This is a genomic window from Agarivorans albus, assembly GCF_019670105.1.
Lineage (GTDB): Bacteria > Pseudomonadota > Gammaproteobacteria > Enterobacterales > Celerinatantimonadaceae > Agarivorans > Agarivorans albus.
Window position 1 is genome coordinate 2,687,737 of record NZ_AP023032.1, and the last position, 15,145, is coordinate 2,702,881.

A 15,145-nucleotide genomic window follows, 5' to 3' on the forward strand; every position below is an offset into this window, starting at 1 on the left:
AATGATTAACATATAGCCAATACCACAAGCTATCCATCAAAAATTTATCAACAAAACCAAATCATTATGCTTACATCTAAATTTCTTTGTACATCAATAAAAAGAACTTGAGCGGCATAACGCCTTAAAAAACTAAATTCCGACCATATTTAGACATTAATTAATAATATTGTTTGTAAATTAAGAGAAAGGGGATGATAATTGCCAGCTTGTATTATTTAGTCTTTTTGTACATAAGGATGTAACAAGTTTGCCATGCAAGGAAATAAAGTAGCAGGTCTAGCACTGATATTGTTAACGTCAGCGTTTCTTAATGGGTGCGAAGATAGCAATGTATTAGCCAAAGTTGGTGATAAAGAAATAACTAAAAGTGATTTCGAAGCCTACCTTACGTACAAAAGAATTCCGCAAAATGATATAGCAATACAAGAAAAAGTATTAGATGACTTAGTTTATAAAGAATCTTTAGCTCAAGAGATTGCCAAAGAAAACACTATTAACGAACAAGCTATCCTTGCAGAAATAGCTGACTTAAAGCGCCAACTCTATATAAATCGCTACTTCGATAAATTCTTAGCTGAACGCGTTAGCGATGATATGATTCGAGCATATTACGCAAACAACATTACACTTTACGAAACTAAACAAGCACGTGTTGCACACATTCTAATCAGAACAAACAACAGGATGAGTGAACAAGAACGGCAAGCCAAACTCACCTTGGCTCGTCAAATTCATAGCCAATTAACATCCGGTGAAAACTTCCAAGCAATTGCTAAATCTATATCCGAAGATACTGTCTCAGCCAATAAAGGCGGCGATCTTGGCTGGCTATCTGAAGGAGCAGTGAGTCCAGAGTTCTCTTCAAGAGCATTTAAGTTAAAACAAGGTGAAATTACCGAACCTTTTAGCACCGTTTTTGGTTTTCATATCGTCACTCTACTAGAAGAACCACAAACTGCGCGTAAACCTTTAGAAGCAGTAGAAGGCTCAATTCGTTATCAGCTGCGCAGTGAAGCAAAATCTGCAGAGATTGAGCGACTTAAGCAAGATGTAAAGGTAACTAGACAAGCGATAAAAGAGTAAAAAATGAAATCACTTTTCTCTTTAACACTAGCTCAGCTAATGAGCGCTGCAGGCTTATTGTTGATTGTGGGTTGTGAGCAAGATAAAGCCCCCGCCCCCCTATCGCAGGAAACTTTAACATCACCAATAGTCGTTACTGTAAACGGTCAAAGCATCACCGAAGAGACAGTAGACTTTACTATTAGCCAAATGTTTGGTGAAGATGGGCGTAACCATGCAACCCCAGAACTACGTAATTCAGTGGTTAACAGCCTAATAGCCAGTAAAGCAATGAGTATGGCAGTTACCCAACAACTTGACAGCGAAACCGCAAAACAACTTGAGTTAAAAGTAGCTGCATTCAAGGAAGAATTACTGGTTAAGCAGTTCTTGCAACAAAACGTTACACCTACCCCCGTAAGTTCGGCTATGGTGACTAATTACTACCAACAACACCCCGAAGAATTTGGTGCAGTTGAACAGTTAAACCTAGAGCTAGCGATTCAAGCAGCCAACACCTCAGAGCAACAACGTAAATTGCTTTTTGCAAAATTAGAGAATTTGCAAAGTCAACAAGACTGGTCGGCCTCATCAGCTCTTTTTACCCAGCTAAACCTAAGTTTAAAAACAGAGTTAGTAGAAACAAGCTCACTACCAATTGAACTTCAAGCCATAACCAATAATTTGTCTGTGGGTTCAACATCTAAACCAACACTCATCAATGGCGATGTTTATATATTGCGTTTGTTATCTAAACGACAGTTACCGCCAAAACCGTTGTCAGAAGTCAGTGTTGACATACGTAAAAGATTAGCCCCCATTCAGCTTAAAAAAGCAGTGAAAGAAGCTTCGGATATAGCCACTAACGCCGCAACTATTGAATGGAACAACGCGCCTCAACAATAACAACCTAGTGAGAATGGCAGGATGCTAGCTCTACCTTTATGGATAAAGAAAACTAGTTCTAAATTAATAACTCCATTTAGTTCTACTTCAAGTTTTAGCCGCAGTCTAATACTATTTTCGGCTTGTTTGATGCTGGCAGGCTGTCCGTTCTGGGAAGGTGGCAGCAAGTCTGCTGCTTTAGTTATTACTCCATTACCAGAAACAACACCCTTTGCCGAAATTCGGCTACACGGTGAAATTGCCAACACCTCAAGCAATGAGCTAAGGGTTGAAATAAGCCTAAATTCTCAGTTACCTATAAACGCCGAAATAGAAAATCAACAATTTTTCTCTTGGCTAAAGCTTGAACCAGGCCTCAATTCTGTAGTTGTCACCGCCACTGTTAATGAACGTTATACACTAACTAAGACATTAGAAATTAATTTTCAAGATGACCAAGAAGCTATCCCTACTTACCCTCCAAATGATACAGAGGTCATTGGAGACTCAACAACCTTAAGCGGCACATTTTCTAGCACCTGGCCAGCAGAAGACATAACGGTATATATAGACGACCAGCCGGTACAATTTGAGTTGATTTCGCAAGTAGCAGCGGCAAGAACAGACAGTGCTTCTAGCCGGGCTTCTAACTCATTTACCTACCATTACCGTTTTACTCACTGGGTAAGCTTAGTGGACGGAGAGAATAGATTTCAGCTAAAAATTACCAGCCCTGACTCTATCTTTTATAGACTATTCAAATTCTTAGCGAGCATTATTAAGGCAAATCCGAGTTATTCGATAGATTTAGATCCTGCTAACTCGCCAACCACGCAAAGCCACTATTTTTTACAAGGCACAATACAGCCAAAATCTGGTGAAATATCCGATTTAGAGGGTGTAGAGCTACATATAAGCAATACTCAAACCAGCGATTCAATTACGCTCTCAGAGTTAAGTAAACCACAATTTAGTGCAAACATACCTCTTATTATAGGTACCAATACCTTAAACGTAGTCGCCAGAAGAAATGGGCGCTCTGTGGCTAATGCTTCGTTAACCATACAACGTGAAATCGGCGACGCTATAAACAACATATTCCCTCCAAATCAAGCAACCGTAAAGACTTCGCCAACAGCCATTTCCGGCGAAGTATCAAGTACTTGGCCATTGAGCGATATGCAACTTAAGGTTAATGACAAGGCCTACCCGCTTTCAAAACTTGATACACCAGAGCTCTTTGCGTTTTCAGTTAGTGACCTTCCTCTTTCCATCGGAAAAAATGTAATTTATTTCCAGTTATCAACACCAAGCGGTGTAACTAAGCGTGAACACCATATTATTTATCAGCCAGATCCCGATGTTATACCCCCTGCCATTAGCATAAATAAACTACCGCGAACCACCACCGCCTCCACAATAAAAATTAGTGGCAAAGTTAACGACCCGGAGGGTGAGCTTGCAGGAATATCTAGAGTAACCGTAAGTAGCAGCCTGTTTTCGGCGACGTTTGACGCAACACTTTCAAGTGACAATTTTTCTGCCGAAGTTCCCCTCTCTTATGGCGAAAATACCCTCAATGTTATAGCAGAAGATTTAAGCGGTAATACCAGCACAGCACAAACCAGTATCAAGCGATTATCGGTGGTATCGTGGAAAAACCTAAGCCCCAGCAATCAAAGTATAATTAACGAGCCTTTAGTAACAATATCAGGCGAGTTGCACGTTCCTAAAGAGGCTGTGGTAGATGGAATAAGAATCAACCAAACCTTGGTGAAACCAACGCTAAATAGTAGCGAGAATGTTTATTATTTTACAGCCAAAAACCTCACTCTAGACTTAGGCTACAACGTATTTACACTTGTCGCACAAGGGCGCAATGTTGGCACAGCTACCCAACAACTACATCTAGTTTATCAACCACAAGGCCACGCAGAAGTATTACCACCAAGCATACAGATAAACGCGCCTTTAGAGGGAGCGGTGGTCAATCAAGACGAGTTAACTGTAGCTGCCAGTGTAGTTAGCTACGGCGGTGCAGTAAATGTAAGCATAAACGGCCAAGCGCTCGCAAATAGTGACCTCATCTCTTATTCAGAAAACCAACAATTTATAACTCGAATAAACAAAAAACTGTCCTTCCCCGCAAACCAAAACAACTTGGCTATTAATGTCGCAGTTGTCGACAGTTTGGGGAACAGCGCTTCAACTACAGTAAATGTAACTAGAGATAAGCAACTGCCAACGATTGCAGTAAACAACTACCTTGCTATACCAGCAGTAAACCAAGTAAATCAAAGCACTATTACTATTAGTGGTAGCATTAGCGACAACAACATATCTAGTGCATCTATCAACAACCAAGCACTAAGCTTAATACCTAGTAATTCGCCCAATCAGTTCTTATTTAGCAGCCAACAAGATATGCCAGTAAATGGCAATTTAGCTGTAGTTATAAGAGCCTTTGATTTTGCCGGTAATCAAGTCGCTAAAGAGCTCCATTTCCAATCAAGTAGCGGTGTTAACATGAAGCCTTTGCTGCCGCCCAATAATGCTACCTTTATGTTGGCCGAATCAGCCAATCAAGTTCAAGTCGCGGTAAGTTACAATCAATTGCCACAAAACAGCAGAGTGGCAGCGTGGGTAACGCAACAAGAACCTATAGTACTTAATACCTCGGCTACTGTTGCCAGCGGCGAGCTTACCTTACCAATGCAAGAAGGTGACGTAACCATTCACTTTGCATTACTAGACGAGGACAACGTAGCATTAGCCAGTGCATCTACAAAAGTAAGCCAAGTGGCCCAAGCGTCTGTGCCATTGGTTATACAAAAAGTTAAGCCCGTAAACGGAGCCCAATACGCCGAGCCCAACGAAGCAATAGAGTTATACTTCAATCAAAAAATTGATTTAAGCCAATTGCAAGTAAGTGTACTAGAAACCCTTAATGGTTATACCTATATAAATAATGACGCACCCGGTACCGATTTTTTACAAGCCAAAGGCTATACCCTGCAGCAAGTTTTTAGAAACCGAGAACCCGTTAACTTTAGCCTTGCACAACTGCCAAATGCAACTACCGTTGCGGTATACCCTAAAACCCCATTGGGCTACGGTGCAAACGTAGAGGTAGAAGTAAATTACAGGGGTAGCACCTTAAGCAGACATCAATTTACTACACGCTCCCTGCCTACCTTAATCACCGGGGCAGTCAGTGACCAATTTAATCAAACCTTAGCGGGTATTAAAGTCGAAATCCCCGCTTTGCAACTATCTACAACAACCAATGCCGATGGCGGATTTGCCTTTGGTTACCAACGTGCAGCTAATCAACCACTCGCTACTGGTTCATACACCTTAATTATTAATAGGGCTATGCATACGCCGGGCATGAGCGAAGAACGCCGCACCATAAACATAAAAGCGCAACGGCGAAACGATCAAGGCATGTTAAGAGTTAGTCAAATTAATACCGCGCTACCCGCCGAGTTTATAAACAGTGGTAACCAACAAGCGGCGCTTGCTGGTGGAGATGTAAAATTAGACCTAAGTGACGCCATAGTGTTATTCCCTGACGGATTCGATAAAGGTACGGTTTACGTTCAGTTAGCGTCACCATCCACCATCAATGCGCCACTTATCAGTGAATTTTCTCCACTTTGGGCGTTTGCAACTCAGCCTAAAGGCATAACTTTCGAGGGCAGCGTAGCCCTTGACATCAAACTCCCCAAATACCAAGAAAGCTACAACTATTTGCAGTATCTGGGCGAATACATGATGTTAGTCGCCTACCAACCAGATAAGAGTGTGATAGCACCTATTGGGGTAGCAAAAATAAATGACAATCAACGACTTATTAGCCAACACCCCATCACGCTAGATTCTCTAGACTACTTGGGTGCTAGTTGGATTCCCCACGAGCTACAAAGCTTGGCCGCAGAAGTTGCTAAGGGAGAGAAAAGCTTGCTTGAACTCACCGCCGCCATAACCCAAAACCTGAGCGAGTAACAAGGATGAATAATATGTTTTTAGGTTTTGTTAACAAAGCCCAGGTGATGAGCAGTTTTGGCCTGTTTATCATAACGCTAGCGCTCATAAACTTATGTAATGCTTCTCAATCTAGTATCGTCCAACCACGCCTTAAAACTGGCTATGTATTGGCTAAAACAGTGATCACCGATGAGAATGGTGACGCAATCTGGGTAGAGTACAACGAGGATGGTAGCGAAGCTGGTCCTATCAACTTACCCCAAGCCAGTTCACAACTTAAGGTAATCCCTGCCACTCATTATTTGAGTCAGCAACTTAAGCTGCAAAACTATTTGATTGCTCACGCCAACGACTTAGGCCGAAGCGCAGAGTTACTATCGGCAGACCAATACAACAGTATGACATTTTTAGCTGCTGATAATAAAACTACGCTAGATAAACCTACATTGCTTAAATCAGTAAAAAGCGTTCTTGTACGAGGTCAAGCGGACAGACTGAGTAAACCAACAAGCTTAATCCTACTCCAGTTTGATCTTGATTTAAGCCAAGGCTACAGCGTACCTCCAGGAGCCGTCACACTTATTAGCAACCTTTCAGGGCAAATATTAAGCGCCCACAAAAAAGCAGTAGGACCTCGAGTTGGGTATTACGGTAGTGACGGCAATGTGTCAAATACCGAATTTGACCCAAGCCAACATGAGGCCTATGGCGCAGTAAGTGGAATAAGAGTTTCGGTTACTGGTCGTGAGCACGAAGCAGCGATTACAGACAATAACGGAGTTTTCTACTTTCAAACCTTGCTCCCATATTGTTCACCTTGGGGAACCCACCATACAGTGCAATTGGCAGCACCAATTCATTATCAAGCCTTCACCCCCAATGGCTCAGCACAACTACCCTACTGGATGCTAGTAAACACCTATGACTACTGCATGAGTACGCCCAATTTAGGGCCAGGACTACTACAAAGTGGTGTTCAAAGTGAAATAACGCAAATACTCGAAAACATAAATATACCCATCTATAAAGTGCCATTTTTGGTCGACATGATGTCAATCTCTGGACAAATTAGGTTACAAAATGCCGATGACAGCCCTATAGCAACGTCCTCTCAAACCCGTTACCAAATAACCCCAAAAAACCATGAAGAAATTGCTTCACAAAACTACGACTTTGACGGCGATGGCAAACCCGATAAAGCGGTGCTCGGTAAGTGGATTACCGAAGACATCGACGGAGAAATAACGCAGCGGTTTAGCAGTGATTTAGCCGGAGAACCCGCGGAGCTGCAAGCCGTTTGGTTTAGTACCAATGAAGACCCAGAGTCCCCACCCGACTTAATAAGGCTGATAGACCTAAAAACAAATCTAACCAATAATGGCTTGTTAGAAAGCATTAGTGAGCAAGATCTTAAAAATACCGACATATTAGTGTTCAGAGAAAGCACTGGAGAACTCGTTGTCCAACGTCAAGGTTTAAAAGATGGAGAAATGGGAAGTCACCAAATTGGCTTAAACAATGGGCAAGTTTTTTACCGGGTTACCTTAAGAGGTGTCAATGCTAGTACATTTAGCGTAGGACCAGACTCACCAATTTTTCAAAAATTTGAAGATTGGACAAGCACCGCAGGCTATACCGAAAACTACCAGCAACGCGAGTCAAATCACCTAAAACCCGGTGAATGGGTGACTATCGTCGCTATTAACAGAGCAACCGGATATACCGGAACACAGCGTACCCAGCTTACTTCCATCACCAACGGTAACATTGTAGACCCAATAGTATTAAGCCCACCTAACATCAAAATTTGGGCAGAGCGCAAGTACAATGTTGAAAGTGGTGGCACCCAAGGAGAAAGCAGAGAGTACCTAATTGGTGCCGAGGGGGTAGGCTTAACATCAGATGATGAGTTAGTTGTTTATAGCGAATGGTTAGACACCAACAATAATCCACTTCCTAGTGGCTTGGGTGCCGACAACGGTGCAATGTACGGCTTATCTGGCCGACTAGCCAAAATTGTTGCCCCCAATCTACTCAATGACGCCTCAGGTTCAGGCTTATCAAGCTTTTCAATTAGACCCAACCAACAAACACACGTTATAAAGTTTGCTGGTGAAAATGAACCTCCAGAGCACTTTTATATACATCTATCCGGCACTCCATTAAATGAAGGCCCAGACTTTTCTGGAAACAATCAAGACCTAGATGGCCGACCAAGCCATCTAGTTCCAATGTTAACACCAAGATACGACGAGCAAGCCAACTTAAAGCAATGGTTAGTCTACAACCAGTTAAACAATGCTTACGAAAATGCAGACGATAAAGACGATCTAATCAAACCCAATACACCACAAGAGCTTTACCAATGGTTATACAGGCCGGAGTATCAATTCAGTCGTTACAATTTTAAGGTTAATGCCGCTGAAACTGTCGATCTAGACACCAATACCAACGGCCAACAAAACCTGCTTGAAAACTCTCGGCCAGTTATTGGTTCAACCGACGATGTGCTAAACCTTTTGTATTCCCTAACTAACTCTGATTTCGACCGCCTCTCCTCCGTCGACGGCGAACAAACCTTAGTATTAGCTTTAGGTGAAAGCGAGATTCAACTCACCATTAACGAAAACGGTAAGGTTACTTTCGATGACAACTCTCTAAGTACCTTAAGTAAATTAAATGCCCAAGATATTTTAGCCTTACGCCTATACACCAATGAAGATGCCGCTAATATTCTATGGGAACTGGCCTTTGAGTATCTACATGTTGATACCGCAATCGCCGGCGATACCTTACTTATTGGCGAACCAATGTATGTCACAGCCGATGACCCAACGGTGCCGCTCATAGCAGAGATAAATGGATTAAATGACTCTTTACCACCTCCTGTGCTGCACTGGGAAGCTAGCGGTAGTGCTAGTTTAGAAACCACTACAGCGCCAGTGTCACAAGAAGGCGTACAGCTAAACCAGCTAACCTTAGCCCCTATTGCCAATACCCAATCTATCGTGAGCGTAAGGTCAGTAGACGACCAACAAACCAATATTAAGCTGGCACCGGTTATTGTACTACCAGGCGTTACCGAGCATATCTACGTCACCGAAACAGGTTATGCCACCGTAGGTGGAGCTACCCAGATAAAACTAGATATTCAAGCCAAAGACGCTCACGGCAACTATGCTGCAAAAAATACTGGCTTGTCCTTTGTCACTGAAGGCAGCGTAAATATTATCGAGGAAGATGACGCTATAGGAGATTTTGGTCGGGCTAGCATTACCCTTACGGGTGCCGAGTACAGTGGCCCTGCATCAATTAAAATTAGAGTCGGTCAAAAAGAACTAGATTACAGCTTCGAGGTAAACCCATTAACACTGGAGTTTCTTGATTTAAGCCCTACGGTATACACTGGCAGCCAACAGCCAATTTCCTTACTGGTTACTGATCCTAGCGGTCAGCCTGTGCCTAATGTAGAAGTTATGTTAGACAGTACCTATGGCTACTTAAACCAAGAGCTAGTGGTAACTAATGACCAAGGTATTGCCTCATCCATCTTTACAGTGCCTACCATTGAAGGACAAGGTCGACTTACCGCTCAAGTGGGCATGAGTCGTTTTACCATTCACCCCTACTCCGCGGTTCATAAACCTGGCACCAAGGTAAGCGGTAATAGTCATTTCGCGGTACTAATTGGCGATAAAAGCCAAGACGGTTTTATTAGCCATACCCGTGACGACGGCAGCCTGGTAAATGTTAACTATTACACCCAGCAAGAAGTGAGTGTTTACGGCGAGGCAGGCGAAACCGTACAAGTACAACTAGGTAATGTTCATAATCCAGCTATTGCTCCACTCGCCTCCTTCGGCATGAATGGCTTTGATCAAAATATCGAAATCGATCAAACCGGCCGTTACCAGCTCTACCCAGAATTTGTAAGCCCAATACAAGATACTCAAATGGGTACCGGTACTAGCTATTACTTTACAGCCCAAAACCACGTAGATGGCTTAACAACCAAGCCCAGCCGTTTATTTGCCGACTCCCTACCGGCGTTGCGCCAAGCTAACAACATTGGTTTTACTCTAGAGCTTAAAGCAGAAGAGCTCACCGGTGAGTTAGTTAACTTAAGCAATGGTATCCAACAGCTATATCTCAACAGTAGTCAGCAACTGGTTTACCAAGTGCGCACAGCCAACGGCGAATTAAGTATTAAGTCTGACAGCTTAGATGAAAAAAGCTGGTATCAAATTTCGGCTCGCCACTTTAACAACAAAATAGAGCTGTGGGTAAACAACCAGCAATACTCGCTAGCTACAAACGAAAAATTAGCCATTGATCTGGGCGACAATTCTTTAGAGGTCGGCAAAGGCTTTACTGGCCAACTAAATCGCTTAAAATTTTATGATTGGTCCAAACCTCAACTAGCCACCTTTGAAGATGGCTCTATAACTAAGGCAGTCACCGTTGGCAATACCGGCACCGAAAAAGTCATCATTAAAAGCACTGGCTTAATGAATGCCAACGGTGCTAGCCAGCAGATCCAAAGGGTAGCGGTAAGCTTTAATGATAACGTGCAAGATATCTCCATCATCTCCAGCGCCCTGTTTACTAACTTAAGTGACTTTCACGTAAACTTTTTAGCCGAAGATATCCCCAAGGTAAACGAGCAACTGGCCTATCAACGCGACAGGGCCTACCTTAATGGCAACGGCATAAACACCCTTTACGGAGAGCTATTACCCACTGCCCATGCTGGTTGGTTTAGTGAGATGGTAATGAGCGCGGTGAGCTTTATTCTGCCCATCGAAGACGTAAAAATACTGATAACTCAAATAGGGTATTTGGCGAACGATCCAGAAAAGTTTGATGGCTTAGAAACCACATTAGCCAGCATTAATGTAATCACTATTTTCCCCTTAGCCAAACCCTTAAAGCTTGTTACCACACCTTTAAGAGCCATGACTCGCATGTTAAAGAAAATCAATCCTAAATTGATGGTTCACATGGGTGGCTTTATCGGCAAAGTAGCCAATAAAGCAAAAAGTGGCGACACTAAAATGCTAGAAAACATGCTCCCATTTTTAGCTATAGCGGTACAAATGTACCTCGATGACGAAGCCCGCGAAGGCATGGTGTTTATGTTTAAAACGGTATCTAGCAGCGATGACTTATTAAACTGGGTAGAGCACCTCGCCTTTGTGGGCTCGCTGTGGGAAGATGGCCCGGTTAGCACAGCAGCAACTGCGCCAGTAGGCACGCCGTATTACACTGCTAGCTTGCCACTTCCACAAGCTCACGCCGCTAAGTTATCTATAATGCAAGTGGGTAAATTGGCAGCAATACCACTGGGCAGAAGCTTAACTAAGGTGGCTACAAGCGTTACAGGAAAACAGGCACGAAGTGTTCCCGAAGCGCTTAAGCATATTCGAGAGGCAGCCCTAGGCGGCCTAGACAATTCATTAACCATTAAAAACTTGGTTAAAAATGGCAGTAGCGGCTTTTTAAGATCTAGCTTATTTATTATGTCTGCTGCCGGTAAAAACTCCCTGAGAAACTTTTTTAAAGGCCGCACCAACTCGCGTTACACCACTGCTCAAATGATGGCGGTATTTACTTATTTAGGTTGGGAAATGTCCTGCGGCGCAGCTCAAGACCCACATACCGAAGACAACGATTTAAAAATTGGCGATACAGTTATTACCCCCGAAAGTTTAGGCTGTGGTGACCGAGAGGGCTTAAACAGTCAAATAGCCACAGACGTAGGGCTTAAAATAGCCAAAGTATTTGCCGACTCTGCCAACGCAAAACTCACCGAAGAGAACTTCAAAAAGGACTCTACCATTGGTATAAGCGGCCACGGAGCCATGTTCCACTTAGTTTTATTGGCCAACTACCAATTACAATACCGCTTATTAGGGAATGAAAAAGTAATCGGTTCAGATTTGGGACGCTATATAGCCTTACCTAAAGTGAATGAGTCAGAAAGAACTAAAATTTTCAACAAAAGTAAATTAGGGAATTATAAAGAATTAGGTAAATCTTACTTTCGCTATATCGATATATTACTAGAAGATGAAAACCAACAAGAGATTTGGGTAGAAGCTAAAAGCCTTAAAGCCAAAGGCGATACTGCTACCTTGCGTAGTCAATTTTCATCACAACCACCCACTCCTTGGAAGTTTACTGGCAATGGCTCGGCAATTCACCGCCAAATGTCTTTAGACTGGTCGGCAAGTACTACTAACGTAGCATGGTGGTCGCCAGCAAAAGGCGGGGCACAGGTGTCGGTAAAAGAAAATCGCTGGTGGCTGCAAGACTTTAAATACGAGGGCGTGGATCTTAAACACCCTAAAAAACCGAAACCGGTACCCTCTCTAGAACCCGGCTCAATAAGTGAAACTAAAAGCCCGCGCTGGTACGCAGCCACTCCGCCACTGAGTGGAGAAGCAAAATATATGGAACCTTTCTTTGGACTTAAAAAGAATCAAGAAACAAGTACCACCCCAAAGATTTTTATCCAAAAACAAGCAAATAGATTAAGGGCTTTTAATATCAACAGCTTATTAACTCAGCTTGCTACATCAAGCATAGCCACCCACTTAGATATCGCCGAAATCCACGATATTATAGAACAAGAGGTCGTTAAATAATGTCACCACCTACTCCCCTACCAGAGTCGCTCGCCAGCGAGCTGGCGCAAACTATTAGTAACCCGCAATGGCAGGCCGAGCGTCAGCGCCTGTGGGATATTCACTTAGAGAGCTACTACGCAGGTTTTAAACGCAGCGAAGCCAAGGCCGTTAAACACTATTATTTTACTGGTGAGCTAGCCCCTAAGCATTTTGGTCAAGTGGCAGTCGAGAACTTACTAGCTCTTTATCCGTTAATAAACCAACAAAGCATCAGTTATTTATTAACGGTACTGCCTACCTTGGGCATAAAAGATTTAGTTAAACGACCACTAGAGATATGCAGTGATGATGTTCTGCGCTTTGCTGATAGCTTAATGCTCGATTATTCTCCCTTTGCTCCAAAACCCCACCAAAGCCAAAGTATAGAACAGCGTTTAGCGGTGGTGGATTGGCTATTGGGTGATGAATTTGCCCCACAACGCCGCGTAGAAAATGTTCTCGACCCTAAGCACCCCGGCTGGCAGTTAAGCATAGAGCCCTTAAACATGTGCCGTGATATCTTAGGCAATATTGTTTCATGGATGCACTGCGCAGAGTTCAACCATTGCCCGCCCTTATGGTTAAAACGCCTCGATTATTTAGTGTCGGCCTTTAAACTGCTGCCCATAGAAGCGCATAGCCGTAACATCCCTCACCGTAGGCAAGCAGAACACCAGTTTAAACGTTATTTATGGAGCCTAATCGACGCAGGGCTGTTTAGTGATGCGGTAACGCTTAGCCCGCGCTTGCAGGACTATAACCAAGCACGGGAGCAAGTATTAGCTTGTTTACTGCCACTGGCCAAGCACATCCCTGCTTTTAAGCAGGTTTGCCTAGACATTGAGCACCGAGACAGTTTTTTTGTTGATAGGCTACGTAGCTACCAAGCCCAAAAAATTCACTTTAAAATAAGCCCTGAGTTATTTAAACAATGGCAGCAGCACTTTGTACATGAACCTATAGACAGTGAAGAAGAGGCTCCTCGTTGGTGGTCACTTACCCATAGTGATAAAAAAGACAACCAGCCAGACTTAATGCTAGCGTGGTTAGAGCAGCATGCACCTGAGCAAGCTAGGCTGTGGCCTCAATTGTGGCCTTTTAGCGTTAATGTTTCTTTAATCAACCTAGCCGCTCCTTATCATGAAGGGCTGCACTTTGAGATTAGGTACTCAATAGACTCATACAAGGCCGGCGACCAAAGCCAAGCTGATAAGGCAGAGCAATTGATTTATCAAATTTTTAGCCAACTCCCCATCTGCGAATTAGAAAGCTGGCAATATTACGATGCGGACTTGGAAGACAGAGACGACGACGTAATCATAATAGATTAAATAGTAAGGATTATTTAATGAGCGAAACCGTACAATTACAGTTAATCAGCCCCGACTCTGCAAGCAAACTTTGGCAGCAAGTGGCGCTATTGCTGCAAGACAATAGCACTGGTGCCAAACTACAAGACTTGTTTGATGAGGTCCTCGCTGGTGCAGGTGATACCTTTGAAGAAATACTCGAACAATTTCCCGACTTATGGGTAGAACAAGCCGAATTTGAGCAAGGTAAACTAAGTGTAGAATTCCTAGCTGGGCCAGAGGCAGAAGAGCTGGCCGAAGCCCTAGAGAGCTTTTTTGAACCACTGCCAATTAAAGCCTTAACTATTGAGTTAGGCTGTGATGACGCCGATTAAACCTTTAGCCTAAAGTGAGTCCCCACCCCAGAACAACTCTTTATTGCGGCCTTGCGGCCACAATAATACTGAGTATTGTTGGCGTAATGCGATGGATAAGTGTATTTGGTAACAGCTTACAAATACTTTTTGGCATATCAGAAAGCTTACCTGCCCCATCTTGGCCTATATTGCTAACAGCTTTTTTGGGCCTAAACCTTGGCATATTACTGTTACTGCTGGCGATTATTGGTCAGCAGCAACGTCGAAGAAAGTATTTAGGTAGGCAGCCAAAACACAACATAAAAACTGGGCTACTATGGTTGCTATTACTGCCTGTCAGTACCTTATTAAGCCTAGTGTTGGCTTTTGCTTCAGGCTTATCTTTATACCAAGTACCTTCTGGCTCTATGCTGCCTACCCTACCCTTGGGCTCTATTATTTTGGTAGATCGCTACACTAAGCCACAGCGTTGCGACATGGTAGTATTTACACACCAACAAATAAACTACGTAAAACGCTTAGTCGCCCCGCCTAATAGCCAGTTTACCCTACAAGGCCATTTACTCACTCAACAGCAAAAGCCGTGGGATTGCCCACAGTTGCGATGGCAACCACCACTAGCCAAAGGCCAACAAACCATACATTTAGATGAGCAACAGTGGTTTGCCATGGGCGATAATCGCGCCTTCAGCTTTGATAGCCGAAACTTTGGCGCTATTGCCAGTAAAGATATTGTAGGAGTGGTAACGTTAGTGTGGGTTAACTAAGGCCTAAGCGCTTACTAAGCTAAAATCTGTATTAAGGTGGGTATTCACATTAGCTCACTAAATAGCTGAAAGAAATGGCTTACTTGTCCTGTCTCATTAATAAC

The 15,145-nt window shown here is 43.2% G+C and carries 7 protein-coding genes; all 7 read left to right on the plus strand.

Translation table 11 applies throughout. The features are described 5' to 3' along the window. Nucleotides 1-255: 255 nt before the first annotated feature. Nucleotides 256-1,086: a peptidylprolyl isomerase gene (locus K5620_RS12105; RefSeq protein WP_016403604.1), complete on the plus strand. Its 831-nt coding sequence runs from the start codon at nt 256-258 to the stop codon at nt 1,084-1,086. Nucleotides 1,087-1,089: 3 nt separating this feature from the next. Beyond that, nucleotides 1,090-1,971, plus strand: coding sequence for a peptidyl-prolyl cis-trans isomerase (locus tag K5620_RS12110; RefSeq protein ID WP_016403605.1), 882 nt, complete (start codon nt 1,090-1,092; stop codon nt 1,969-1,971). Nucleotides 1,972-2,100: 129 nt separating this feature from the next. Beyond that, on the plus strand, nt 2,101-5,958 hold the full coding sequence (locus K5620_RS12115) for a carboxypeptidase-like regulatory domain-containing protein (RefSeq protein ID WP_016403606.1): 3,858 nt from the start codon (nt 2,101-2,103) through the stop codon (nt 5,956-5,958). Nucleotides 5,959-5,972: 14 nt separating this feature from the next. After that, on the plus strand, nt 5,973-12,587 hold the full coding sequence (locus K5620_RS12120) for an Ig-like domain-containing protein (RefSeq protein ID WP_016403607.1): 6,615 nt from the start codon (nt 5,973-5,975) through the stop codon (nt 12,585-12,587). After that, nucleotides 12,587-13,939, plus strand: coding sequence for a hypothetical protein (locus K5620_RS12125; protein ID WP_016403608.1), 1,353 nt, complete (start codon nt 12,587-12,589; stop codon nt 13,937-13,939). Before K5620_RS12120 ends, K5620_RS12125 begins: the two co-directional genes overlap by 1 nt. A gap of 17 nt (nt 13,940-13,956) precedes the next feature. Further along, nucleotides 13,957-14,292 carry a hypothetical protein gene (locus K5620_RS12130; protein ID WP_016403609.1) on the plus strand — a complete coding sequence of 112 codons (336 nt, stop codon included), beginning with the start codon at nt 13,957-13,959 and terminating at the stop codon, nt 14,290-14,292. 86 nt (nt 14,293-14,378) lie between these two features. Beyond that, nucleotides 14,379-15,041 (plus strand): signal peptidase I, encoded by a 663-nt coding sequence (lepB, locus tag K5620_RS12135; protein ID WP_040307613.1) that lies wholly within the window; start codon nt 14,379-14,381, stop codon nt 15,039-15,041. The last annotated feature ends 104 nt before the right edge of the window (nt 15,042-15,145 follow it).

Excerpts from the sequence above, each read along its gene's own strand:
- K5620_RS12130 (WP_016403609.1), top strand. The coding sequence starts at position 13,957 with ATGAGCGAAACCGTACAATTACAGTTAATCAGCCCCGACTCTGCAAGC.
- K5620_RS12125 (WP_016403608.1), top strand. The coding sequence starts at position 12,587 with ATGTCACCACCTACTCCCCTACCAGAGTCGCTCGCCAGCGAGCTGGCG.
- lepB (WP_040307613.1), top strand. The coding sequence starts at position 14,379 with ATGCGATGGATAAGTGTATTTGGTAACAGCTTACAAATACTTTTTGGC.
- K5620_RS12110 (WP_016403605.1), top strand. The coding sequence starts at position 1,090 with ATGAAATCACTTTTCTCTTTAACACTAGCTCAGCTAATGAGCGCTGCA.
- K5620_RS12105 (WP_016403604.1), top strand. The coding sequence starts at position 256 with ATGCAAGGAAATAAAGTAGCAGGTCTAGCACTGATATTGTTAACGTCA.
- K5620_RS12120 (WP_016403607.1), top strand. The coding sequence starts at position 5,973 with ATGTTTTTAGGTTTTGTTAACAAAGCCCAGGTGATGAGCAGTTTTGGC.
- K5620_RS12115 (WP_016403606.1), top strand. The coding sequence starts at position 2,101 with ATGCTGGCAGGCTGTCCGTTCTGGGAAGGTGGCAGCAAGTCTGCTGCT.